Origin of the sequence: Reichenbachiella sp. (assembly GCF_965233835.1) — a bacterium.
Lineage (GTDB): Bacteria > Bacteroidota > Bacteroidia > Cytophagales > Cyclobacteriaceae > Reichenbachiella.
Map to the genome: position 1 here is coordinate 580,521 of NZ_OZ247585.1, position 24,092 is coordinate 604,612.

Annotated in this window: 18 protein-coding genes; 13 read left to right on the forward strand and 5 right to left on the reverse strand. The window is 38.6% G+C overall.

Annotation, left to right across the window (positions count from 1 at the left end):
• Positions 1 to 117 precede the first annotated feature (117 nt).
• Positions 118 to 1,698, forward strand: a complete 1,581-nt coding sequence (locus ACO6S2_RS02460; RefSeq protein WP_422360931.1) for a SulP family inorganic anion transporter — start codon at positions 118 to 120, stop codon at positions 1,696 to 1,698.
• On the opposite strand, the gene ACO6S2_RS02465 is transcribed toward ACO6S2_RS02460, so the two are convergent.
• Together ACO6S2_RS02465 and ACO6S2_RS02470 are read right to left on the reverse strand one after the other, a co-directional pair.
• Positions 1,695 to 2,198 (reverse strand): hypothetical protein, encoded by a 504-nt coding sequence (locus tag ACO6S2_RS02465; protein WP_422360932.1) that lies wholly within the window; start codon positions 2,196 to 2,198, stop codon positions 1,695 to 1,697. The genes ACO6S2_RS02460 and ACO6S2_RS02465 overlap by 4 nt on opposite strands.
• The gene (locus ACO6S2_RS02470) at positions 2,195 to 3,130 is read right to left on the reverse strand and encodes a glycerophosphodiester phosphodiesterase (RefSeq protein WP_422360933.1); all 936 of its coding nucleotides are present in this window, start codon (positions 3,128 to 3,130) and stop codon (positions 2,195 to 2,197) included. The genes ACO6S2_RS02465 and ACO6S2_RS02470 overlap by 4 nt, the downstream gene beginning before the upstream one ends.
• A 156-nt stretch (positions 3,131 to 3,286) precedes the next feature.
• Here ACO6S2_RS02470 and ACO6S2_RS02475 point away from each other — a divergent pair, with 156 nt between their 5' ends.
• Both ACO6S2_RS02475 and ACO6S2_RS02480 read left to right on the forward strand, forming a co-directional pair.
• Complete coding sequence (locus ACO6S2_RS02475) at positions 3,287 to 4,333, forward strand: saccharopine dehydrogenase family protein (protein ID WP_422360934.1); 1,047 nt, start codon at positions 3,287 to 3,289, stop codon at positions 4,331 to 4,333.
• Positions 4,333 to 7,101 carry a FlgD immunoglobulin-like domain containing protein gene (locus ACO6S2_RS02480; RefSeq protein WP_422360935.1) on the forward strand — a complete coding sequence of 923 codons (2,769 nt, stop codon included), beginning with the start codon at positions 4,333 to 4,335 and terminating at the stop codon, positions 7,099 to 7,101. Before ACO6S2_RS02475 ends, ACO6S2_RS02480 begins: the two co-directional genes overlap by 1 nt.
• Positions 7,102 to 7,104: 3 nt before the next feature.
• On the opposite strand, the gene ACO6S2_RS02485 is transcribed toward ACO6S2_RS02480, so the two are convergent.
• Positions 7,105 to 8,271, reverse strand: a complete 1,167-nt coding sequence (locus ACO6S2_RS02485; RefSeq protein ID WP_422360936.1) for an aspartyl protease family protein — start codon at positions 8,269 to 8,271, stop codon at positions 7,105 to 7,107.
• Positions 8,272 to 8,376: 105 nt separating this feature from the next.
• Positions 8,377 to 8,970: a sigma-70 family RNA polymerase sigma factor gene (locus ACO6S2_RS02490; protein ID WP_422360937.1), complete on the reverse strand. Its 594-nt coding sequence runs from the start codon at positions 8,968 to 8,970 to the stop codon at positions 8,377 to 8,379.
• A gap of 274 nt (positions 8,971 to 9,244) precedes the next feature.
• Between ACO6S2_RS02490 and gldJ the strand changes: the two genes are divergently transcribed.
• Positions 9,245 to 10,474: a gliding motility lipoprotein GldJ gene (gene gldJ, locus ACO6S2_RS02495; RefSeq protein ID WP_422360938.1), complete on the forward strand. Its 1,230-nt coding sequence runs from the start codon at positions 9,245 to 9,247 to the stop codon at positions 10,472 to 10,474.
• A 47-nt stretch (positions 10,475 to 10,521) separates the two neighbouring features.
• Here gldJ and ACO6S2_RS02500 read toward each other — a convergent pair whose 3' ends face one another.
• On the reverse strand, positions 10,522 to 11,214 hold the full coding sequence (locus tag ACO6S2_RS02500) for a ComF family protein (RefSeq protein WP_422360939.1): 693 nt from the start codon (positions 11,212 to 11,214) through the stop codon (positions 10,522 to 10,524).
• A 95-nt stretch (positions 11,215 to 11,309) separates the two neighbouring features.
• On the opposite strand from ACO6S2_RS02500, the gene ACO6S2_RS02505 reads away from it, so the two are divergent.
• From ACO6S2_RS02505 to ACO6S2_RS02545, 9 genes are all read left to right on the forward strand, one after another.
• A complete protein-coding gene (locus ACO6S2_RS02505) occupies positions 11,310 to 11,669 on the forward strand; it encodes a hypothetical protein (protein WP_422360940.1) in 360 nt (119 codons plus the stop codon).
• The gene (locus ACO6S2_RS02510; RefSeq protein ID WP_422360941.1) at positions 11,670 to 13,049 is read left to right on the forward strand and encodes an ABC transporter substrate-binding protein; all 1,380 of its coding nucleotides are present in this window, start codon (positions 11,670 to 11,672) and stop codon (positions 13,047 to 13,049) included.
• A 29-nt stretch (positions 13,050 to 13,078) separates the two neighbouring features.
• Positions 13,079 to 16,342 carry a DUF4175 family protein gene (locus ACO6S2_RS02515; protein ID WP_422360942.1) on the forward strand — a complete coding sequence of 1,088 codons (3,264 nt, stop codon included), beginning with the start codon at positions 13,079 to 13,081 and terminating at the stop codon, positions 16,340 to 16,342.
• Between the two features lie 33 nt (positions 16,343 to 16,375).
• Positions 16,376 to 16,777 carry an ATP-binding protein gene (locus ACO6S2_RS02520; protein ID WP_422360943.1) on the forward strand — a complete coding sequence of 134 codons (402 nt, stop codon included), beginning with the start codon at positions 16,376 to 16,378 and terminating at the stop codon, positions 16,775 to 16,777.
• Complete coding sequence (gene ybeY / locus ACO6S2_RS02525) at positions 16,777 to 17,208, forward strand: rRNA maturation RNase YbeY (RefSeq protein WP_422360944.1); 432 nt, start codon at positions 16,777 to 16,779, stop codon at positions 17,206 to 17,208. Before ACO6S2_RS02520 ends, ybeY begins: the two co-directional genes overlap by 1 nt.
• A gap of 79 nt (positions 17,209 to 17,287) precedes the next feature.
• Entirely contained in the window at positions 17,288 to 19,150 is a 1,863-nt protein-coding gene (gene mnmG, locus ACO6S2_RS02530; protein ID WP_422360945.1) for a tRNA uridine-5-carboxymethylaminomethyl(34) synthesis enzyme MnmG, read from the forward strand.
• Between the two features lie 3 nt (positions 19,151 to 19,153).
• Positions 19,154 to 20,038 carry a class I SAM-dependent methyltransferase gene (locus ACO6S2_RS02535; RefSeq protein WP_422360946.1) on the forward strand — a complete coding sequence of 295 codons (885 nt, stop codon included), beginning with the start codon at positions 19,154 to 19,156 and terminating at the stop codon, positions 20,036 to 20,038.
• Positions 20,035 to 21,792 (forward strand): Ig-like domain-containing protein, encoded by a 1,758-nt coding sequence (locus tag ACO6S2_RS02540; protein WP_422360947.1) that lies wholly within the window; start codon positions 20,035 to 20,037, stop codon positions 21,790 to 21,792. The genes ACO6S2_RS02535 and ACO6S2_RS02540 overlap by 4 nt, the downstream gene beginning before the upstream one ends.
• Positions 21,793 to 22,174: 382 nt before the next feature.
• On the forward strand, positions 22,175 to 23,983 hold the full coding sequence (locus ACO6S2_RS02545; RefSeq protein WP_422360948.1) for a tetratricopeptide repeat protein: 1,809 nt from the start codon (positions 22,175 to 22,177) through the stop codon (positions 23,981 to 23,983).
• Positions 23,984 to 24,092: the final 109 nt, after the last annotated feature.

The window sequence follows — 24,092 nt, forward strand, 5'->3', positions numbered from 1 at the left end:
CCACGCAAAGCTGAACCATTGCTTCGAGTGCAAGAATGCCTATAATTTACACATAGACTATGAGCTTATGAAATAGTCATCTACCTTTGCACCCCATTTTAGAAAAGAGAAAAATTTATGTTTGAGCTGATCAAGAATAAAACCCAAAACGCCAAAAATGATATTCTATCAGGAATCACAGTTGCTCTTGCCTTAGTGCCGGAAGCTGTTGCCTTTGCCTTCGTGGCAGGCATTGATCCTATCATTGGTTTGTATGGTGCCTTCATGGTTGGCTTAGTTACTGCTGTGATCGGTGGCCGTCCTGGAATGATATCTGGAGCTACGGGAGCACTCGCAGTAGTAATGGTTTCTCTAGTTAAAGAAGGAAATGCATTAATGCCTGGTGTAGAAGGTGCAGGAGTCCAATACCTTTTTGCCACGCTAGTAGTTATGGGACTATTGCAGATGGCAGCTGGAGTATTCAAACTAGGGAAGTTTGTCCGCTTAATTCCGCACCCGGTAATGCTCGGTTTTGTCAATGGATTGGCCATTGTTATTTTCCTTTCTCAGTTGGGCATGTTCAAGGTAGAAGGACAGTGGTTGGCCGGAACAGATCTTTGGGTAATGCTTGGGCTAGTCCTCTTGACTATGGCCATCATGTTTGGGCTACCTAAAATCACCAATAAAGTTCCTGCTGGACTCGCAGCAATTCTAACCGTTTCTTTAGTAGTCATCTTCGGAGGAATAGATACGCAAACTGTATTATCTTTTGTGCAGTCCAATGGAGGGTCTGGCATAGAAGGTGGTTTACCCTCTTTTATGATTCCACAGATTCCTCTGACATTAGAGACCTTATACTTCATTTTTCCTTATGCGTTAATTCTTGCGGCTATCGGTTTAATTGAATCGTTGATGACCTTGACTCTCATTGACGAGATCACAGATACAAGAGGAAGCGGTAACAAAGAATGTGTAGCTCAGGGTACAGCCAATATCATCAATGGCTTTTTCGGTGGAATGGGTGGATGCGCCATGATCGGTCAATCTATGATTAACGTAAATTCCGGTGGACGAGGAAGGTTGTCAGGCATTGTGGCGGCCTTAATGTTGCTTTCGTTTATTTTATTCCTTTCTCCTTACATCGAACAAGTTCCTATTGCCGCATTAGTCGGTGTGATGTTCATGGTTGTGATTGGCACGTTTGCCTGGTCCAGCTTTAGAATTATCAACAAAATACCTAAAGCAGATGCCTTCGTTTTGATTCTGGTATCAGGGGTAACGGTCATGTTCGACCTGGCCATTGCAGTGGTGTGTGGCGTGATTGTTTCTTCTTTAGTTTTTGCCTGGGAAAATGCTACTAAAATCCGTGCGAGAAAAACCATACGAGAAGACGGCACTAAAGTCTATGAAATATGGGGGCCATTGTTTTTTGGTTCTATCCAGGCCTTCAATAGCAAATTCACTCCTGTAGAAGATCCCGAACAAATCGAAATTGATTTCATTGATTCAAAAGTATCAGATCATTCGGGTGTAGAAGCTGTAAGAATCGTGGTCAATAAATATGAAGCATTGGGCAAAAAAGTGATGCTCAAACACCTGAGCCCTGATTGCAAACGAGTACTGAAAAAAGCAAATCCTAAGTTTGATGAAATTATCATTTCGGATATCGACGATCCGAGATATTATGTAATGACCGAAGCGGTAGGTGTTGATGCTTAGTTGAGAGGAATATCCTCTTTTTCAATTAGGATCTTTTGCTCTTCTTCGGATAGTTTCAAATCCTCGATAATGGTATTGAGTGTCGGTCGTTTGATGGACAACAAAATGATCGACACAATATAACCAACAATAAATAAGGGGCTGGCGGTTAGATAAAAGCCACAGACACAAATCAGACCTGCCAACAAAAAGGAAATGTACTTCTTTACTGAATTTGATTTATATCTATCCAGTTTATCTCTAAGTGTGCTTCCTTTTTGTTCCGTACTTAAATAAATCTTAAATGCTTTCTTCGCTTGGAAAATGACGGCTGCTCCCGCAAGCAACAATGAAATCATAACCGGATAATACCACTCTCCATAGAGCTGAGCAACAAGCTGGCCTGACTGTTTGAGCAGTAACAAATACCCAAAAGGAACTAATGATACGGCAATAAAAAAATTGAATAGGAGATAGATCTTATTGTAATACTCTTCTCCGTTTTTGTATTGATTTGTCAAGGTGTTTCTTCGTCTCCTGCAGCTCTTCTCCTGTCTAGCTGGTCCAATTCTTCTCTAATTTTCACCATGCGATCCGGGTAATCAGTGATGATACCATCCACACCCATATTCAACATCTTTAGCATGTCCGATCTTTCGTTAACTACATAAGTATACACCTTGTAGCCTCTGGCATGGAATCTAAAAATTCGTCTTTGAGATAAGGTTTTGTAGTGCGGGTTCAAAGTGCCATAAAATTCATGCATGTTTCTATGGTCGGTAAAACTTTTGGCATTGATGTAAAAAGCCAACAAATGAGTTTCATCCTCACCCATCATGATTTTTTTCATTTCTATGGTGGAGTCCGCTTCATAGGCATGCTCGAGATACTGCTCATCATAGGCCTGAATGATACACCAGTCCATGGCCCCTTTTTCATCTATAACTTCTACAATCCTTTCGGCAAAACCATCATAGTACCCATGTCCTTTGGACTTAATATCAATGATCAATTCCATTTTGCCATGAATCAGGTCAATGGTTTCTGCCAGTGTTGGGATTTTTTCTCCTTCAAACTTTGGAGAGAACCAATACCCTGCATCCAACTCTTTAACCTCGGCTAATGTCATTTCATGAATTCGACCTGTGCCATTAGTGGTTCTGGATACTTCCTCATCATGAAAAACAACTACCTCACCATCTTTTGTATAATGCACATCCACCTCAATCATATCGGCACCCATATCCATCGCGATTTGGAAAGAGGACAGTGTATTTTCAGGCGCGTATCCGGCAGCTCCTTTATGACCTACAATTTTGAAATCACGCTTCTTGATCTTTTCCAGCTTTTCACTGGCTATATATCTTTGATAAAACCATGGTTCGTATAGCCACATGAGGCCCAAAAAGATCATCATGGGAAGCGCATACCAGATAAAATTGCGGCTGTTCATCGACATAGGAATTGTAAGTCTGTTTTGTGGCAATAAAAATACAACAAGTCACTTAACATAAAAAAACTTGGTGAACTTAGCTGACATTATTGTTGTAGTTAAGAGTCAAGGGATTCATAGGATTTGCTTAATTTCCAATCTCAAAAATTAAACATCATGAAATTTCTCATCTACGGTGCATACGGATATACAGGAAAACTTATCTCAAAATTGGCTAAAGACAAAGGGTTAAATCCTATTCTGGCCGGACGTGATGAAGTCAAAACTCAGTCACTTGCAAGTGAGTTGGGATTTGATTACCACTCATTTGATTTATCAGAATCTGAAAAACTACAAGAAGCATTGAATGAGGTTGACCTTGTGTTGCATTGTGCGGGACCCTTTTCATCAACAGCAAAAGTCATGATGCAGGCTTGTCTGGCAACCAAGACACACTATTTAGATATAACTGGTGAGATCGAGGTGTTTGAGCTAGGCGCATCCTTGGACCAAAAAGCGAAAGATGCCAGCATCTTAATCATGCCAGGCGTCGGGTTTGATGTAGTACCGAGCGATTGTCTTGCCTCTCATTTAAAATCAAAACTTCCTGATGCTACGCACCTTGAGCTGGCTTTTATGAGCGAGTCGTCGACTTCACGTGGAACTGCACTCACTATGACTCAAGGAATTGGAAAAGGTGGCGCTATTCGAAAAGATGGAAAAATTATTCCGGTACCTCATGTATATGCTACTCGAAAGTTAAATCTGGATGGAAAGGAAAAGTCATTCGTTTCCATTCCATGGGGAGATGTATCTACCGCCTACAGAAGCACCGATATTCCAAACATTATGGTATATACTGCCATGCACCCGGGGCAGATAAAAAAAATGAAATTCGTTCAAAAATGGCGATGGTTCTTCAACCTTGGCTTTGTACAAAGTTACCTTCAAAACAAAGTGAAAAAATCCGTAACTGGGCCAAGCGAACAAATGAGAGAAGAAAGCCATTGCTATCTATGGGGTGAAGTCAAGAATACGGCCGGTGAAACTCGTTCCGCAAAACTCACAACCCCTGAAGGTTACAAGCTCACGGCAATCACTTCTATCATGATTGTGGAAAAACTGAGTGAGCAAATGTCAAAACCAGGGTTCCGAACACCAAGTATGGCATTCGGCGGGGATTTAATTTTAAACGTAGAAAACACAAAGCGAGAAGATATTTGATGAAAGTGAAGATAGGTTTACTGAGTATTGCACTCAGCGTTTTGATATTAAGTTGTGAAACCAGCACGCAAAAAAACAAAGTTCCTCCCTTACCAACAGCAGCTTCTGCCATTGGGAGTAAAGAAAAACCCAATGCTCGATTTGACTATGAACGGCGAATGCTAATGGACCCAAAAACCAATGAGGTTCCCTCTGGCATTCATAACAGAGAATTTGCGTTTGCGCAAAAAATACGTTCGAATCAAAGCTATTTAAGAACTAAACAACAAAATTGGACGCTAGCCGGCCCTTCAAACGTAGGAGGAAGAACGCGTGCCTTGGCTCTTGATGTGAGGGATGAAAGCATCTTGCTTGCTGGTGGAGTATCCGGAGGAATGTGGAAATCTACTAATGGAGGGTTCAACTGGACGCGTACCACACAGCCTTCTGCACTCAATAGTGTAACCTCAATTATTCAAGACCCAAGAATAGGAAAAAGAGACACCTGGTATTATGGCACTGGCGAACTGGACGGCAATTCAGCCAGAGCCTCCGGTGCACCCTATCGTGGTGACGGCCTATTTAAATCTACGGACAACGGCGAATCCTGGGACCTGCTAAACTCAACATCGACTAATAATCCAGCCTCATTCGACAGTCCTTTCAACTATGTGTGGAATTTGGCAATCAACCCTATTGAACCTTTTTCGAATGATCGTATCTATGCCGCTATATATGGAAATATTGTTCGTTCGACTGATGGTGGGGAAAGTTGGGAAAACGTACTAGGCGAACCCAACTTACTTGAAGATACATCTGGAGATTTGAACGATTCGAATGCATCATTTTACACGAATGTGATGATCACCCCAACAGGAAAAATGTATGCCTACTTAAGTACATCAACAGGCAGTGGGTTCAATGGTATCAACAAAGGCATTTTTTATTCAGAGGACGGAGCCAACTGGTCTAACATTACACCCGCTGGTTTTAATTCATTTTCTGAGCGGTTGGTCATGTCTTATGCTCCCTCCAATGAAGATATCATTTACTTTTTAGTAGAGGGAACGAGTGTGCAGCTTTGGAAATATCAAAATGGAATATGGTCAGACCGTTCTGATCAAATTCCGAATGAAGACTCCGAACTCGAGGCTTTTGATAGCCAAGGCTCATACAACATGGTCATAAAGGTTCACCCTAATGACCCCAATACTGTGTTTGTTGGAGGCACCAACCTCTATCGTTCAACTGATGGGTTTGCTACAACGACAAGTGTCTCACAAATTGGAGGGTATGATATTGAGAACGAAACTCAGCCTTATGAAAACCACCATCCAGATCAGCATGAACTGGTTTTTCTTTCAGGGGCCAATCAAATGCTATCCTCAAATGACGGAGGTATTTTCAAAACTTCTGACAATCAAAACCAAACCGTTTCCTGGACTTCGCTGAATAATGGTTATGTAACTTCACAGTTTTACACCATAGCTGTTTCGAAAGATCAAGGAAGAAATGAAATGCTTGGGGGGATGCAAGACAATGGAACCTACTTTAAATCTGGATCAGGAGTCAATCCAAGTTGGAGTTCTGTTTTGGGTGGGGATGGTAGCTATTGCGCTACCACGCCCGGTAATCAATTTTGGTATATGTCTTTTCAGGAAGCTGGAATATTCAAAATTTCGTATGAAGACGATGGAAGTATTGATACCTGGGCAAAGGTGGACCCAAAAGGGGTGGATCGCGACAACCATTTGTTCATTACACCATTTATTCTCGACCCGAATAATTATAACAGAATGTATTTAGCCGGAGATAGCGCTGTCTGGAGAAATGATAACCTTTCACAAATAAAACCTTTCAAGCAGGTTTCTACTTCTACTAATTGGGCAGTGGTATCGGTGGCTCCGAGTAGAAGTGAAAATGTTACGGCTTTAGATATTTCTACAAACCCAGCTCATACCCTGTTTTTTGGAACCTATAACTTCATGAGTGGTACACCTATGGGTACGGTTTATAAGACTACTGAAGCTAATTCACCCTCTCCAGAAACCACAGCCGTTTTTTCTCATGAGGGTTACGTTTCCAATATTTGCATTGACCCGGACAATGCCTCTCGAATTCTAATCAGTTTCTCTAATTACAATATCCCTAGTCTTTTTTGGTCCGAAGATGGAGGTCAGAGCTTTATCGATGTAGGAGGAAACCTGGAAGAAAACACTGATGGAACAGGTAATGGGCCAAGTGTAAGATGGTCAGAGATTATTGCCTTGAACAATGGCTCTTATAAATATTTTGTAGGAACTAGTACGGGACTTTATAGTACAGATGAACTAATTGCAAACGGTACGGTTTGGCAGCAGGAAGGCATTGAAAGTATTGGAAACTCAGTAGTTACGATGATGGATTATCGATCTAATGATGGAAAAATGGCTATTGCTACGCATGGCAATGGAGTTTTTGAAACCAACCTTTCAGATACGAAGCTGGTAACTCCAAGTGATGAGCTTGAAGAAAACGTGTCCTTGGCACTAGGTTATCCAAACCCTTTTAAAGATGAGTTTCATATACGATTATCTATTCCTGAAGAATCTCCCATGGCCATATACATCACAGATGTAGCTGGCAAAGTGATCAGAACAATACTAAACTCTACACAATACTCAGGTGACATTACAGCCACATGGGATGGAAAAAATCAAAGCGGAAACCCGGTCCAAAATGGTTTATACCACTATCAAATTATCTATCAAGGCAATAGCTACGGGGGAAAAATGATACTAAATAAGTAGCCTTTACAATAACGGTTTCAACGCGAGATTGACAGATTTTTCTTCCCCGTCTTGGGCAATAACAAGTTTTACTGATTTACCAGGCTGGACAAGTAATTTTTGAATCTGAGGAAAATTCACATCTGAAAGCGCCTTTTTTCCATCAACGCTAATTAGTTCAGCATTTTGCTTAATCCCAACGGCCTCAGCTACACTTCCTTCGAACACTTGATGAATAAGTACCTTTTTTTTGTCTTTCGAAAGTTGAATATCAATACCACTGCAATTCACTGTAAAGTGATCGTCAAAGTTTTTGTTTTTTTCTAAATAGATCAATTTAGCTGGGAGGTCAAAAATTACATTGTAACGACTTAGTATTTTGTTACCCAATATACCAGATACTTTTTCATGTGCCTGAGTTCCTGATTTTGCCTGGCTAATACCAATGGGAAGGTCTTCGAATTTTTGTTTGCCAAACGTGAAAGACTTCACCATTCCCTCATAGTGTTTTGTTTCATCCTCAGATATGCTCTTAACATAGTAGAAGTAATGTTCTCCTGTTTTGTGTATGACATCATACTCCTCAGCATATGGAGAATTGAAATCGAGGGTAGTACCGGCTCCAGTCATAACAAAAAAGGTTCCTGGATGTGGTTCGCCATTATTGAGAACCACATTACCCTTTATAGTAGGTATTGCTGTATTCAGTTTGAAGGGAATGGCTTCACCTTTTTTAGGGTGCTGGCCATGCTCATAAATTTCGAATTTCATATTATCGTAATCAATACGAACCGCATGGTGATGTAAAAGATCATAACCAATAATCCCATCAAAGTCTCTTCCCAAACTTATCTCCAAATGATCCAAATCAGTAGAATATACCTTGATGTTTTTTTCAAGTAAGTAGTCCCCAATTTCCAGTTTATTATGTTTGATCAATGAACCTGTAACCGTCCCTTGATTTAAGATCACCTTCTCTTTGACCAGATGTAATTGATCTGCAATATCTTCGTCGATAACCGTAATACCATCACCAGAGTCGAAAATAAAATCTAAGGGGTCGGAGCCATCCACACTCAGTTGTATAATTATGTGATCACCAAATAATTCGAATGGGATACTTTTCGTAGGAGTTTGTGCGAAACCCCATAATGGAATTAAGCTAGCTAGCAGAAGGGCAATTTTTTTCATGGTGGATATTTGTTATTTCGTAATGATAATTTAGGAACTCTTCATTAGGAAATGAAATTATTGAACAGATATCAACCAACGTAAACTGAATATTTAACCAAAGAATCAATTTGATTCTACGCCAATATCTTCTTTCAAAGTTTTAATTAGGCCTTCAAACTCTCCAAGAGTTGCTTTTTTGAAATTGCCAATCAGTGAAGATAATTTTTGTGGCTCCAGTGTAAAGCGCTCTTTTTCATGATTCAGCTTTTGCTGAGCACGGCTCAGCAATTGACGACAGTTGTCTGATGTTTTACCAATTATGGCAGGTAGATCTGAATAATCGAAATTAAAAACCTCTTTCAAAACGAAAACTGCTCGTTCTGCCGGAGCCAGTTTTTTCAACAAAACCGCCATTGAGTCTGAAATTTCCTGTTTTATATCCAGATATGAAATATCAGTACTGATATTAAAAGAGGGAAGGTTTGGAGTTAAATTGTCAAACAATTCATCCTTTTTCTTTTTCAGATGATTGATGCTCAGGTTTCTAACTGAGGAAATTAAATATGCTTTGGCGTCTTTTACCTCCTTGCGTTCAATTTTGAACCAGTTTAAAAAAGTATCCTGAACCATATCCTCAGCAATAGCCGAACAGCCTACAATCTTGTAGGCAATCGTATGGAGTAGGGGACGATATAGTGCTGCTTCCGCTTGAGACATATTTTTAAACCACAAATTTAAAGAAAATAATCTTCATCGCTATAGCAAGTTTGATACCTACCCCCTTCTTAATTGGACAAAAGTTATGTACATGAACAATAAATTAAATATTTTTGGATTCTATATGTAGATAAAAATTGTTAATCTCCTTCGGAGGGCTATCGAACACCGTCTGGAAATAAATTGTGATTATTTTTCCAGCTTGCTTTTTGTGGTGTTTGTTTTACGAAAAATTGTCCTTATTTTAGGAGCTTGAATAAAATTTGAGTTTGTTATGAAAAAATTTGTTCCCTACTTAAACGCATCAGCAATTCTCGTTGGGCTCACAATAGGTATTTCCTCTTGTGGTTCTCTGGGTGGTGGTGGTCACGCTACCAGTCATAATCCTGGCGAGGCAAGTACAGCAACTGGCCTTGCTTTCAACGAAGAAGAAAGTGGCTTTCAAGTCAATGACTTCCGTGGTCAACCTGATGGTCCAAATTTAAGATTTATAGAAGGTGGTAGAACCATCCTTGGTAGTTTCGAAGAGGATGTTGCTAACCAAAGCGACAACCACGAAAGAACTGTTACTGTTGCTTCATTTTACATGGATGAAACAGAAGTGGCAAATATTCACTGGTTAGAATACCTTCACTATGTTAGATTAGACTCATCTCGTGAGTTTTACGAATCTGCTTTACCTGATACCACGGTGTGGGCAAAGAATCTTGCATACAACGACCCTTATGTTGATCATTATTTGAGATATCCTGGTTTTAGGTTTTTCCCTGTTGTTGGTGTAACCTGGAAGCAAGCACAAGATTATTGTACTTGGAGGTCGATCGTTGTGAATCAAAAATTGGCAGAAGATGCTGGGTACTATGATGAGGCTATTGAAGCTGAGGCTGATCTTCCTTCTGCAGGAAGAATTCCTTTAGAGTCTGGTTTCGTATTGCCTAATTACCGTCTTCCAACAGAAGCAGAGTGGGAATATGCAGCTCTTGCCCTAATCGGAACACAGTGGTTGGATGAAAATCAAACACACAGCAGACTATACCCATGGGACGGTCATGCACTAAGAAATCCTTACGGCAAACAACTAGGTACATTCCTTGCTAACTTCAAGAGAGGTAGAGGAGATTATGCCGGTATTGCTGGTAAGTTGAATGATGGGGCAATGATTACTACTTACATCTATGACTACCCTCCAAATGACTTTGGTCTTTACAACATGGCGGGTAATGTAAATGAGTGGGTACAGGATGTTTACCGTCCACTTTCTTACCAAGACTTTGATGATCTTAACCCTGTGAGAAGAGATGGTTTCCTTGATGAAGAAGATGGCTATGATTTTGCTAACTACAATTCTCTAATCAATGACAGAGTAAGAGTTTATAAGGGAGGTTCATGGGCAGATGTTGCCTACTGGATGTCTCCTGGACAAAGAAGATATTTAGAAGAAGATTCTGCTACATCCACTATCGGTTTCCGATGTGCAATGATTCGAGCAGGAACTAACTACTAGAAGACAACAAACTTAGATATAAAGGCCGGTTTTCGAATCGGCCTTTTTTATTTGCCCGAGGCAATACAGGCAAAATAGATTTCATTTACTCCTGACTCAGCTAAAACTTCAGCTGCCATACTAATCGTTGCTCCTGTAGTTATCACATCATCAATCAACAGAACCTTTTTTCTTTCTATGGATTCTTTATCAACTACCTTGTATAGAGAATCAACGTTTTGCCAACGTTCTACTTTTCCCTTTTTTGTCTGTGTACTGGCATTTTTGGTACGAATTAAGGCTTCATTCAAAATTTTCAGTCCCGTTACATTTTGAATCCCCTTGGCTATTATTTCACTTTGGTTGTAGCCGCGTTTTCTTCTTTTGGTTTTATGTAGTGGAACAGGGATAATACCATCCAATTCAAGAGTAGTCAATTCCTTTTCAAGATATTTACCAAACCATTCGCCAAGCAGTACACCTATTGCAGAATTACCCTTATATTTCACTTCATGAAGTAGTTTTTGAGCCACACCATGTTTGTTAAATTTCATGTAACAATAGCCACCCTTAACCTTTTCATTTCCTGCAGCTATTTGTACCAAAGGGTTAGGCTCGGACTGATGATAATTGCTTAATGGAAAATCACGATAACATCTTAGACAAACTTTGTCCTCTCCTTCTACTAGGGCTACATCACAATTGTAACAAAGTTCAGGGTATAGCAGCGACAAGAAGTCTTTCCAGTATTTTTTTATCATCTTTTGAAAATTAAACTGCTGCCTGTTCTATTTCAAACACAAGGTAGAATATCTTTGATATTACGGTTAGTTTTGGTTGGAAATGATTTACTAGAATGCTCAAAAAAGATTTAGATCTAGAGAGAAAGTGGGTAAAGTTGAGAGAAAAGCTCAAAGAAGTATTGGGCAAAAAACCAGCTGATTTAAAAGGTGTTCTTTTTCTAATTGGAGTTCAGGAACTCGGTAGAGGCTATGACAATTTTTCTAAAGAGGAAAAGCAAGACCTTATCCATTTGGGCATATGCAAATGTCTAAGTTTAGCAGGCTTTTATAAGTTGGAAGGAACGGATTCCGATGGTTGGCCTCATTGGGTGCTGAAAAAACAACTTCCCCATTTTGACGTACTTGAGCAGGAAAAATTGCTCAAAATGCATGTCTTAGAGTATTTCTCAGACGAAATAGGGATAATCAATTAAATGAGAAGCTTTAGATCATATCTAGTCATTTTCTGTGGAGTTCTTCTCACAGTTTCATGTGAAACAGAAAAAGAGCCTTCAGGTAACTTTGAAGAACCACAAAGCAAAACCCTAAGACTCAATTTTCACGATAACCTATTAGAGCTTAATCCTCTTGAAGCGAGGAGCCGAAGTGAGGAGTTTCTAAAAGATTTGGTCTTCGACCAATTTATCGAACAAGACCTTACCAGCCCTATATTCGAATCCTATCAGTTTGATTCACTTCAGGGCATCTATACCTTTCAAATTAAATCCGGCAAACGCTTCCATGATGGAGGTGACGTTACTTCAGAAACGATTCGAAACTTTCTTAAGCACCTTATTGAGTATCAATATGAGGTAGAGCCTATCAACCTACTCTTTTCATCCATGGAAGGTTTTGGCCTCATCAACTGGTATCGTGAAAATAGAAATGTCTTAGATTCCATTCCCAAAGGATTTCAGATCATAGATGAAAAGAGTTTTAGTATCAAACTTCGAAACAACAAAGATCAATTACTCCATTGGTTCCAATATCCTATGTTCACCTTGTTCAAAGAAAACAATGGCTCTTACGTAGGAAGTGGTTCTTTTGAGTTAGCCGAATTGAATGAAGATATTTCTGCCAAACTGACCCGTAAAGATTCTAGTAATTCAAATATCCAAACGATTCTTCTAAGCTTTATTAAAAACCAAGACTTGGTATATGCCGAGTTTTTTCGAGGTGCACTTGATCTTATTTCCTATCAGCCAACTAAATCACACCCGTCTCCTCAAACCGAACGTCTAGACAAACTACTGAGAAGTCAGTATCCTGAATATCAGGTTGCTCAAAGCAAAAGATCGATAGTTAAATACGTAGAATTGAAGCACATGTATGATAGTGTATTACTGCAAAAGGTTTTAGCATCACTGAACATAATATCAGATAAATTCACTTACTTAAATTCTGAAAGCAAATTGCAATTTTTTGATTTAGATAGTCTCTCCGAAATCATTACATCAGATACCACGTTTCACAAAATTCAATGGTATGTTGAAGCTTCGAATGATTCCAACTTCTCCTTTACAAATACACCAAGGATTGAATTTGTCAAGACTAATCTGGAAAATATAAATCAAACTGAGCCACATATCGTAATAAAGGAAATGGAAGTTGAGTTTTGGGTTGAAAATGATAAAAAAACATTAACAATGGAGTTGGCTAAAAAATACGAAAGCAAAGAAAATTCAATATTTATGGTTTTAGAGGCTTTCCCTGAGTATGTTATTTATAATAATAAATTGAAAGGAGTAAACACCATAACAGACGTGAGTGAGTTAGCTAAAACCGCCTATTATCAAAGCATAAAAACTTATTAAGAACTCGTTTGAATCAATCTACTGACATATTGAAAAAGAAGATAAATGCTTTCAAAAGGAAGTATTATCTCAATATTCTTATCAAAAATGTCATATTCTTTGTTGCACTTGTACTTACAATTTACCTACTCGTCACGGGATTTGAAGGTTCACTACATCTCAACTCTTCGTCTAGAACTGTACTCTTTTATACAAGTATAGGATCGTTATTATTTTTATTATTCAAGCTAATTATACGCCCTTATTTGAATGTGATCCGGGCCAATTCCCAAATAAGCGATGAAGAAGCCGCGGAGCTCATTGGTAGATTTTTCCCAGATATCAGTGATAAGTTGTTGAATACCATACAGTTAGGTAAAATTTCTGCTTCTGACAACAGTTTAGCGCTCGCCAGTATTGAAAAACGAACTTTAGAAATTACTCCATTCGAATTTAACTCGAGTATTGACCTAAGTTCAAATAAAAAATATGTCAAATACATTGCCTACCCAGGGCTTATTCTTCTTTTACTTTTTCTTATCGTTCCACAGTATTTGACTGAAAGTACAAACCGCATCGTCAATTACGACAAAGAATTTACACCAGGTTTACTGTTCGCTATTTCACCATTGAATGATGAATTCAAGGCCTTTAAAAATGAAGACTTTGTTCTGGAAGTTGAGGTTACTGGATCAGCCATACCTGAGCAGGTTTACATCAGCGCAAGGGGTAGAAGGGCAAAAATGAAAACGAATTCAGACCACAGGTTAGAATATGTTTTTACCAAAGTACAGGACAATTTCAATTTTAAAATCGAAGCTGCTGATTATAAATCGGAAAGCTACAAAGTAATTGTTCTTCAGAGGCCCGATATAAAAACATTTAATATAAACCTAGATTATCCAAACTATACAGGGAAGAAAAATGAGACACTGGAGAATGTAGGAAACCTTACCGTTCCGGAAGGGACTCAAATCAACTGGAGGATAAAAACCATAGAAACAGAGTCTGTACAGATGGTTTTTGAGAATGAAAAAACAACAATTGAGCTTGAGTCAACTGGAAATCAGCTATTTGAGTCTAAAAAGAGGGTAAAACAAAGTGATGCGTATAGACTAAGGTTAGAAAACCAACACAGCCCCAATAAGGACTCCATTTCATACAATATTGATGTAATCAAAGATGAATTTCCTAAGATTTCAGTTGATGCCTTTCAGGATACTACACTTTTCGCATTTATTGTTTTCAATGGCCTCATTAGCGATGATTATGGCATTTCTAAACTAGAATTTGTCTATGATCAAGGAGATGAAAGGGTTTCTCTTCCGATTCCCTTCAATAAGAGTCTTGCCTCTCAGAACTACTTCTATCAATGGAAATTAGACTCGTTAGACATTAAGGAAGGTGAGTCGCTGGAGTATTTCGTAAGAGTATGGGATAATGATGGTATTAATGGACGTAAGCCTGCGCAGAGCGCTACTTATACGTTCAAACTACCCGAAAAGAAGGAAATCAAAGAAAAGCTGGATAAACAAGCGGAAGGAGCCAAAAAAGAACTAGATAAATCATTAGATGAAGCTCAGGACTTGAATGAACAAATCAAGGATATTCAAAATGACTTGAAAAGTAAGGAAAACCTGAATTGGCAGGAAAACAAGAAGATTAATGACCTCATCAAGCAAAAGGAAAAACTAGAAGAAGCACTCGAAAAAATATCCCAACAAAATCAGGATCTCGCAAAAAAGCAGGAACGGTTTAACAAGCCAAATGAAAAACTCCAGGAAAAGGTTGATCAGCTTCAAAAATTGATGGACGATATACTAGACGAAGAAACCAAAAAACTCTATGACGAACTAAAAAAATTGTTGGAGGAGCAGAATGGGTCTGAAGACATCGATGAAATAATGGACCAGATTGAGAACAAGGAGGAGAACTTGCAAAAGGAAATCGAACGCGCCATAGAAATGTTTAAGCGTCTACAGTTTGATTATAAAATGGATGAAATCATCAATGACTTAGATGAACTCAGTCAGGAGCAGCAGAAACTTGCCGAAGAAACCCTTGATAAGGATAATGAAATGGAGTCACTTCAAGAAAAACAGGAAGAGCTAAACGAATCATTTGAAGACCTTCAAGAACAAATGGATAAGCTGGATGACCTCAATGAGGAAATGAAACAGCCAGAAAGCCTCGAAGACTTTGACCAAGAGGAATCAGAAATCCAAGAAGAACAGCAGCAAAGCTCTGAAATGCTTGAACAGAAGAAAAGAAAGAAATCTTCACAATCGCAACAAAATGCTTCAGACAAGATGAAGCAAATGAAAAAGAAGATGGAGGAGATGCAAGCAGGGATGGAGATGACTATGATGCAAGAAAACTTGGATCATCTGAGAGACATTGTGGACAACCTTGTGAAAGTCTCCTTCGACCAAGAAGATATCATGGCTGAGTTTAAAGGAGTGAATCAAAGCGATCCTCGGTATGTCACGCTATCGCAGCAACAACTGAAACTAAAAGACGATGCGAGAATCATTGAGGACAGTTTGTTGTCACTAGCCAATCGAGTATTTCAAATACAAAGCTTTGTTACTCGTGAAGTTGATGCTATGAACGATGAAATTCAAGCCAGCCTACAGGGTCTAAAAGACAGAAGAAAATCAGAGGCTACCAGACATCAACAATACGCTATGACCTCTATCAACAATCTCGCTCTACTACTTGATGACGTGCTTCAACAAATGCAGCAACAAATGGCTGATGCTATGGGTAAACCGCAAAAAGGGGAAAAAGGACAAAAACAGAAACTTCCTGGGATGTCAGAATTACAAAAACAACTCAATAAGAAAATAGAAGACTTAAAGAAAAGTGGTAAATCAGGAAGACCTTTGTCCAAGGAGCTGGCTGAATTGGCAGCTGAGCAAGAAATGCTCAGAAACGAGCTTCAAAAATTACAAGACCAACTAGGCGAAAATGAAGGGGGGGCAGGTAAAAACCTTAAAGAAGCAATAGAGAAAATGGAAAAGACAGAGATGGATTTAGTGAATAAAAGAATCACCCAAGAAACCATCAACAGACAAAAGGACATCCTAACTCGCATGCTTAAAGCAGAAGATGCCTTAAGAGAACGTGAACTTGACGATGAGAGAGAAGCTGAGCAGGCCGACAATTATGACAGAAATTTACCGCCTGAATTCGAAGAATACATAAAGGCCAAACAAAAAGAACTTGAACTATTAAATACCGTTCCACCAAAGATGAATCCTTACTACAAGGAAGAAGTAAATAAATATTTCCGCAGGTTGAACGAACAATAATATATTTGCAAACAAATTGATTAACAGAGAATAATGGACGCCATTAAAATTCAGATTCCGTCGCTTTCAGAAAACATAAGAATCATTGAAAGCTTCATAGACAATGCCAAGGAGCAATACAACTTCACGGATGATATCTATGGCAACATTATGATCGCTGTCACAGAATCAGTTAACAATGCAATTGTTCATGGTAATCAATCTGATAAATCTAAGAACGTCCATTTGTCCCTCAGTCTCGAGGACAATCAAGTAAAGTTCACCGTGGAAGATGAAGGGCCTGGTTTTGATTATGACAACCTTCCTGATCCAACTGCCCCAGAAAATATCGAGAAACCTGGGGGCCGTGGTATCTTCTTAATGAAGAATCTTTGTGATGAGGTCTCTTTTGCAGACAACGGAAAAAAAGTAGAACTCAGCTTTTACCTACCCTAATGGCACAAATCAATTTCTTTTATGAAGATACGGCCTTTGAGCTTTCTCATAAAGAAATCATCAGCTCCTGGATATCTCATACGATTATTTCAGAAAACCACGAGCTATCAGAAATCAATTACATATTCTGCTCAGATGAATATCTACATCAAATCAACGTAGATTATCTCCAACACGATTATTACACCGACATCATCACCTTCGATAATTCAGAAGAAGAAGGTACCGTTGAGAGCGATATTTTCGTAAGTATAGAACGAGTGCAGGACAACGCGCAGGATCAAGGCATTCCATTTGAACAAGAATTACGTCGTGTCATCATACATGGCGTGTTGCACCTTGTGGGATACAACGACAAGACAGAAGCAGAGCAAACGCTGATGAGAGAAAAAGAGAATGCTTATTTATCTTTGCCGCAATTTCAGAGTTAAGAGAATTTAAAACGTTTCACGTGGAACACATTACTGTGATTCATTCAACTGTTTCACGTGGAACACAAGAATATATTTCATGTTTCCACAATATGATGTAATAGTAGTTGGCGCCGGACATGCCGGTTGTGAAGCAGCAGCAGCAGCAGCAAACATGGGTTCTAAAGTCATGCTCATCACCATGAACATGAATACCATTGCACAGATGTCATGCAACCCTGCCATGGGTGGAGTAGCCAAAGGACAAATTGTAAGAGAGATAGATGCGCTTGGTGGCTATTCTGGAATCATATCAGACAAGTCAATGATTCAGTTTAGGATGCTCAATAAGTCCAAGGGTCCTGCTATGTGGAGCCCACGAACGCAGAACGATAGAATGCGTTTTGCGGAAGAATGGCGAATTGCCCTAGAGCAAACTCCCAATGTAGACTTCTGGCAAGAAATGGTATCCGGTCTTGTTGTAAAAGACAACCGTGTCATAGGAGTTCGTACCAGTATGGGACTTGAGATTATGGGAAAATCTGTAGTACTCACTAATGGAACATTTCTTAATGGGTTAATTCATATCGGAGAAAAACGTTTTGGTGGGGGTAGAACAGGGGAGAAGGCTGCTACTGGTATCACCGAACAACTAGTAGAACTAGGCTTTGAGTCTGGAAGAATGAAAACAGGTACGCCACCCAGAGTAGATGGAAGATCTCTCAATTGGGACGTAATGGAAGAACAGCCTGGTGATGAAACCGCCGGTAAGTTTTCTTTTACAGATACTGAACCTCTCAAGAATCAACGGCCTTGTCACATCACCTACACCAACTCCGAAGTTCATGATATTCTCAAAACTGGCTTTGAGAAATCTCCTATGTTCACTGGAAGAATAAAAGGACTAGGACCTAGATACTGTCCATCCATTGAAGACAAAATCAACCGATTTGCAGAAAGGGATAGACATCAAATTTTTGTAGAACCAGAAGGATGGAATACTGTAGAAATCTATGTTAACGGATTCTCTACCAGTTTGCCAGAAGATGTTCAATACAAAGCCATTACTAAAATCCCTGGTTTTGAAAACGTAAAAATGTTCAGACCAGGATATGCGATTGAATACGATTACTTCCCACCTACGCAATTAGCTTCAACGCTCGAAACCAAGCTGATAGACAATCTATATTTCGCCGGCCAGATCAATGGTACTACAGGGTATGAAGAAGCTGCAAGTCAAGGTCTAATGGCAGGTATAAATGCACATAATAAAGTTCATGACAAAGAGCCCTTCGTACTAGGAAGATCCGAAGCCTATATAGGAGTACTTATAGATGATCTCATCAACAAAGGAACTGACGAACCCTATCGTATGTTCACTTCCCGTGCAGAATTTAGAATACTTCTTCGTCAAGATAATGCCGATATTCGATTAACAGGAATTGGTCACCAGCTAGGTCTAGCCTCACAGGATCGACTTAACAATGTCAATCAAAAAATAGCAGACACAGATGAACTCATCAATCAGCTTGGCAAGATCAAAATAAAACCAGATGAGATCAATGGTAAACTCACTGAAATCAATTCAGCAACTATCAAAGAGAAAACTCCTCTTATCAATTTTTTACGAAGACCAGAGTTAGATATTCACGATGTTATCGCCTTTCATTCAGACGCTCAGGAACTAACCAAAAACACACAGTTAGATATTCTCGAGCAGGCCTCAATACTCGTAAAGTATGAAACCTACATTGAGAAAGAAAAAAGTCTGGCTGATCAAATGGGCAATCTCGATAACAAAAAAATCCCTCATGGATTCGACTACAGAAATATTCCTGCACTCTCCGCAGAAGCAAAAGAAAAACTTTCTAATATTAAACCCACAAATCTCGGACAAGCTTCACGAATCAGTGGAGTCAATCCAGCAGATATATCTGTATTGATGGTCTATATGGCTCGATAATTTATGTACGAAAAAGTAGAATCCTGTCCTTCTTGTAATTCCAAAGAATTCACCAATCACATGATTTGTGACGATCACTCTGTCTCCCAAGAAAGTTTCGCAATAATGAAATGTTCTAACTGTGGGCTTTTGCTTACATCTCCTCGTCCAGGGAAGGATGACATTGGATCATATTATCAATCTGAAGATTATATTTCACATACAAATCAGGCCAATAATCTTATTAACCGGATTTACAAATTGGCCAGAAACTATACGCTGAGAAAAAAGTTCAAACTGATCAAAAGGCTAGCTTCTAAAAAATCTATTCTGGATTATGGTTGTGGTACGGGTCACTTGCTCAACTATATACAGCAGGACAACTCCTGGAAAACCATTGGTATCGAACCAGATGAAATGGCCAGAACTATAGCGATCAGTGATCATGATCTTAATGTTGTAGGTTCTATTGATGATCTTCCAGATAAGAAATTTGGTATCATTACGCTGTGGCATGTACTCGAACACGTACATGATCTCAATGAAACTATTCAATCACTAAAAAAACATTTGTCGAAAAAAGGAAGGCTTGTCATTGCAGTACCCAATCACGAATCACTCGATCAGCAAATATACCAACAGCACTGGGCTGCCTATGACGTTCCAAGACATCTTTATCACTTCAACCAATTGACTATCAAAGAGTTGATGAAATATAATAAGTTTACCTTGGAGGAAACCTTACCCATGAAACTCGACTCATATTATGTCAGTATGCTCAGTGAGAAACATAAAACTGGTAAAATCAACTATCTCAAATCATTTATAAATGGTTGGAAATCAAATACTTGGGCAAGAAAAAATGACAAAAACTATTCAAGTTTGATATATATATTTAAACAAGCATGAGATCCCTATTTCCCCTTTTCTTAATTCTAACTTCCTTATATATCTATTCTTGTGCGAACCAAGGGTCACCATCGGGTGGTCCCAGAGATACCATACCTCCACTATTAATTGAAACGACGCCAGCCAACAAATCAATAGAATTCAAAGGGCAGGAATTTCAATTCATATTTGATGAAAGAGTTAATGCCGATAAACTCAAAAGTCAACTACTCATCACACCTCATATTGAAAACAAATTCAATGTGAAAGTTCGAAAAAATGAACTCACTTTAGCATTTGATGACCCCTTTAATGACAGTACAACTTTCACCTTAAACTTCTCAGATGGTGTGGTCGATGTCACAGAAAAAAATCCTGCCGTCAATTTAAGTTTCGCCTTCTCGACTGGGGACTACATAGATTCCATATACGTAAATGGAAAAATAACTGATCTGTACACCAACGAAGACAAAGAAGGTTTTGTAGTTGGCCTCTATCAAATTACTGACTCAATCGATCTTCTAAAAGATAAACCCAGATACTTCGCAAAAACCAATGAACAAGGACAATTCCTTATTGAGAACATCAAGAATGACTACTACAAAATCCTTACCTTCAATGACGTTAATAAAAACCTAATACTCAATCCTGAGACCGAAGATCATGGTTTTCTATCCGATTCAATTGATCTTACTCTTTCACGTGATTCCGTTCGCATCCCAACCCAGCTGATTAACGCCACCGAATTTGAATTTGTCAGATCAAAAACAACCGGTAGATATTTCGACATCCAGTACAATAAACCACTTATTGAATACCATCTCTCAAAAATCGACTCAACCAATAACCTTCCTATACCTCCTTACAATCGAGTGAAAGGAAATAAGATATTAAGATTCTATCCACGTGAAACATTTCAATATGATATAGATAGTTTAGGTCTGATCGTTTCCGCTACAGACAGTATGCTCAATCGGACCCTTGATACTGCCTATGTCAAATTCACCGAGACCTCTCGTAAACCTGAATCATTCAACGCCAATTTCTCGCCTTCAGACAATGACTATGTAGATCCTTTGGTTCATCACACCTATACCTTTGATAAACCCATTGAAACATTCTATCAAGACAGCATATTCATAAACTATGACACACTCAAAACAGAACTCTTACCTGACAGTACCATTTCATGGAATAACAATAAAACCCGACTTACTTTTGACATTCTTTTAGACAAGGACTTTCTTCAAAATGAAATAGACACCCTACTCAAAATATATGCTGACACTACTCAAATTGATACACTTGCTGTTGAAACTGACACGGCTCAAGTTGACTCTATTAGATCAGCCAAGTACAAATACTTCTCCAACGTCAGCACCGATCAAGTAACTATATCCTTTCCAAAAGGTACCTTTATTAGTGTAGAAGGAGATAGCACCAATTCGACAAACATTACTTATAAATTCAAATCACTAGATCAGCTGGGTTCTGTAAGTGGACAAATTAACACTTCCTACGAATCATTCACGCTCCAATTGGTCAATGCGAAGTATGAAATTATTGAAGAGCTCAATAACACCACTGAGTTCTCGTTTCCTTTTGTCAAACCAGGTAAATACACCTTTCGGGTAATGATTGATAACAACGCCGATGGATCATGGTCCTATGGAAATATCCTTAAAAACGAAATGCCAGAAAGCGTATATTTCTATCCTGAAATCTTCGATGTACGCGCCAATTGGCAACTAGAAAATATTCAAATTTCTTTCTAAAATCCCTGTGGATAAATTGTAAATCAAGGTGGAATAACCCGTGGACTTCCTTGAACAATTATAGAATTATCTACCAACTCGATTGAGTTCAAGGATAACTTCCAAGAAGTCTCGAAATATCAACATCTTCTCCCAGCAATCGTAGATGTAAATAACTAATTCACAAAAGAGAAAGTATCTGTTGATAAGTCAATACCAAACTAAAAATCAATAACTTATGATGTGAATAAGATGTAGCTAGTTTATAGTAATACACCAATCAATAACAAAGAGAAATAAAACGAAAACTTATACACATATCCACGTCCCTAATAAAGAATAATAATTTCTTTAATCTATATTTTTATTTTAGGGTTTTGGTCAAAGTGTGGACAACTGAGAAATGAAGAGATTTTTTTATTTGATATTAATAATAATCCCTACACTCGGGGCGGCGCAAAATTCTAATCAAGTGCAATTAGCCAATGAGTATTATAGCAATGGTGAATTAGATAAGGCCCTGGATATTTATGAAAAGCTAGCCGGTAATCCACAATACATCCAACAAATCCATAATAACTATCTTAACATTTTAATCACCAAAGGTGAATACAAGCAAGCTGAAAAACATCTAAAAAAGGCAACAAGGTATTATCCATCTAATGTGTACTATCAAATAGACTATGGACTGCTATATCAAGAAATGGGTCAAATTGAAAAGGCGAATGATGTATTCAATCAAACCATAGAAAATTCGAAAGAAAACAAATACCTCATTGGTACAGCCGCACAGTATTTTATTAGCAAGCAGCTTACTCCCTATGCACTCAAAGCTTATCAACAGGCGAGAAAAAGTAATAAGGACAAAACAAGTTATGCTTTAGAATTAGCGAATACGTATCGCCTGCTTGACCAGCAATCCGAAATGATTGAAGAGTATTTAGTCTTTGCCACGATTAGACCAAACAACTTGCGCTATGTCAAAAACATCCTCCAGAACATTTTGCAAAAGGAGGAGGACATTCAGAACTTTCAAGATATACTTATAGACAAAGTCCAAAAGAACCCCAATCAAAAAATCTATCCGGAATTGCTAATCTGGGTCAATCTTCAGCAGAACAATTTTTATGGCGCTTATATACAGGCCAGAGCTGTGGATAAAAAGTTTAAGACGCATGGCAACAGAGTAATGAATATTGGAAATATTGCTTTGAAGAATAAGGCTTATGATGATGCCATTCAGATTTATACTTATATCACCAAAACATATCCGAATACGGGTAACTACATCACCGCTCGTCGACAGATTATTAAAGCCAGAGAGGAAAAAGTTAAAAATGATTTTCCGGTTGAAAAGATGGCCATTCGAGAATTGACTTATGAATACAAACAGCTGATTCTAGATATTGGTGTAAACGCGCAAACCATTGAAGCTTTTAGAAGCAAAGCATTGCTGCATGCTTTTTATCTCGATGAATTGGATTCTGCAATCAATATTTTGAACGAAATAATTTTGGCTCCTAGAATTAATCCTTCTCTTAAAGCTAAAAGCAAACTAGACTTGGGCGATATCTATTTGTTGACGGGTGACCCTTGGGAAGCTACCCTTCTTTACTCTCAAGTAGAAAAAAGTAACAAGGACAGTCCAATTGGCTATGAAGCCAAATTAAAGAATGCTCAACTAAACTATTTTCAAGGAAATTTTGAGCTGGCCAAAAGCCATCTTGATATTTTAAAATTAGCTACTACGCGAGAGATCGCCAATGATGCACTTTCGTTGAGTTTACTCATCCAGGATAACACGGCTTTAGATTCTTCCGATTTTGTGATGAAAGAATTTGCTTCGGTTGAACTCATGCTTTTTCAAAATAAAAAGGATAGTGCGTTAATCGCTTTTGAAAAAATGCTCAAAGCCTATCCTGCTCATTCACTCACAGATGAAATCTATTGGAAGATGGCGCGTATCAATCTTGAACTGGGCAACTTCGAAAATGCATTGCTTGAATTGCAAGCGATACTCGGTGGTTACCCAACAGATATTTTAGGCGATGACGCCATGTTCCTATCCGCTCAGATTTATGAGGAACATTTATACAATTATGCAAAGGCCATGGAAATCTACAAAGATTTCTTGATCACTTACCCTGGTAGTGTATATGTGGCTGAAGCCAGAAAAAGATTTCGAAAGCTAAGAGGAGATAATATCAATTAATCCAACGCTACCCTTTCATATTCTTTTCAAGCGTTAGAGATAATTACAAAATATAGTATGCATGCATAACATATTTTGTATATCTTTGGTTTCCACCGAAAGTTACTCA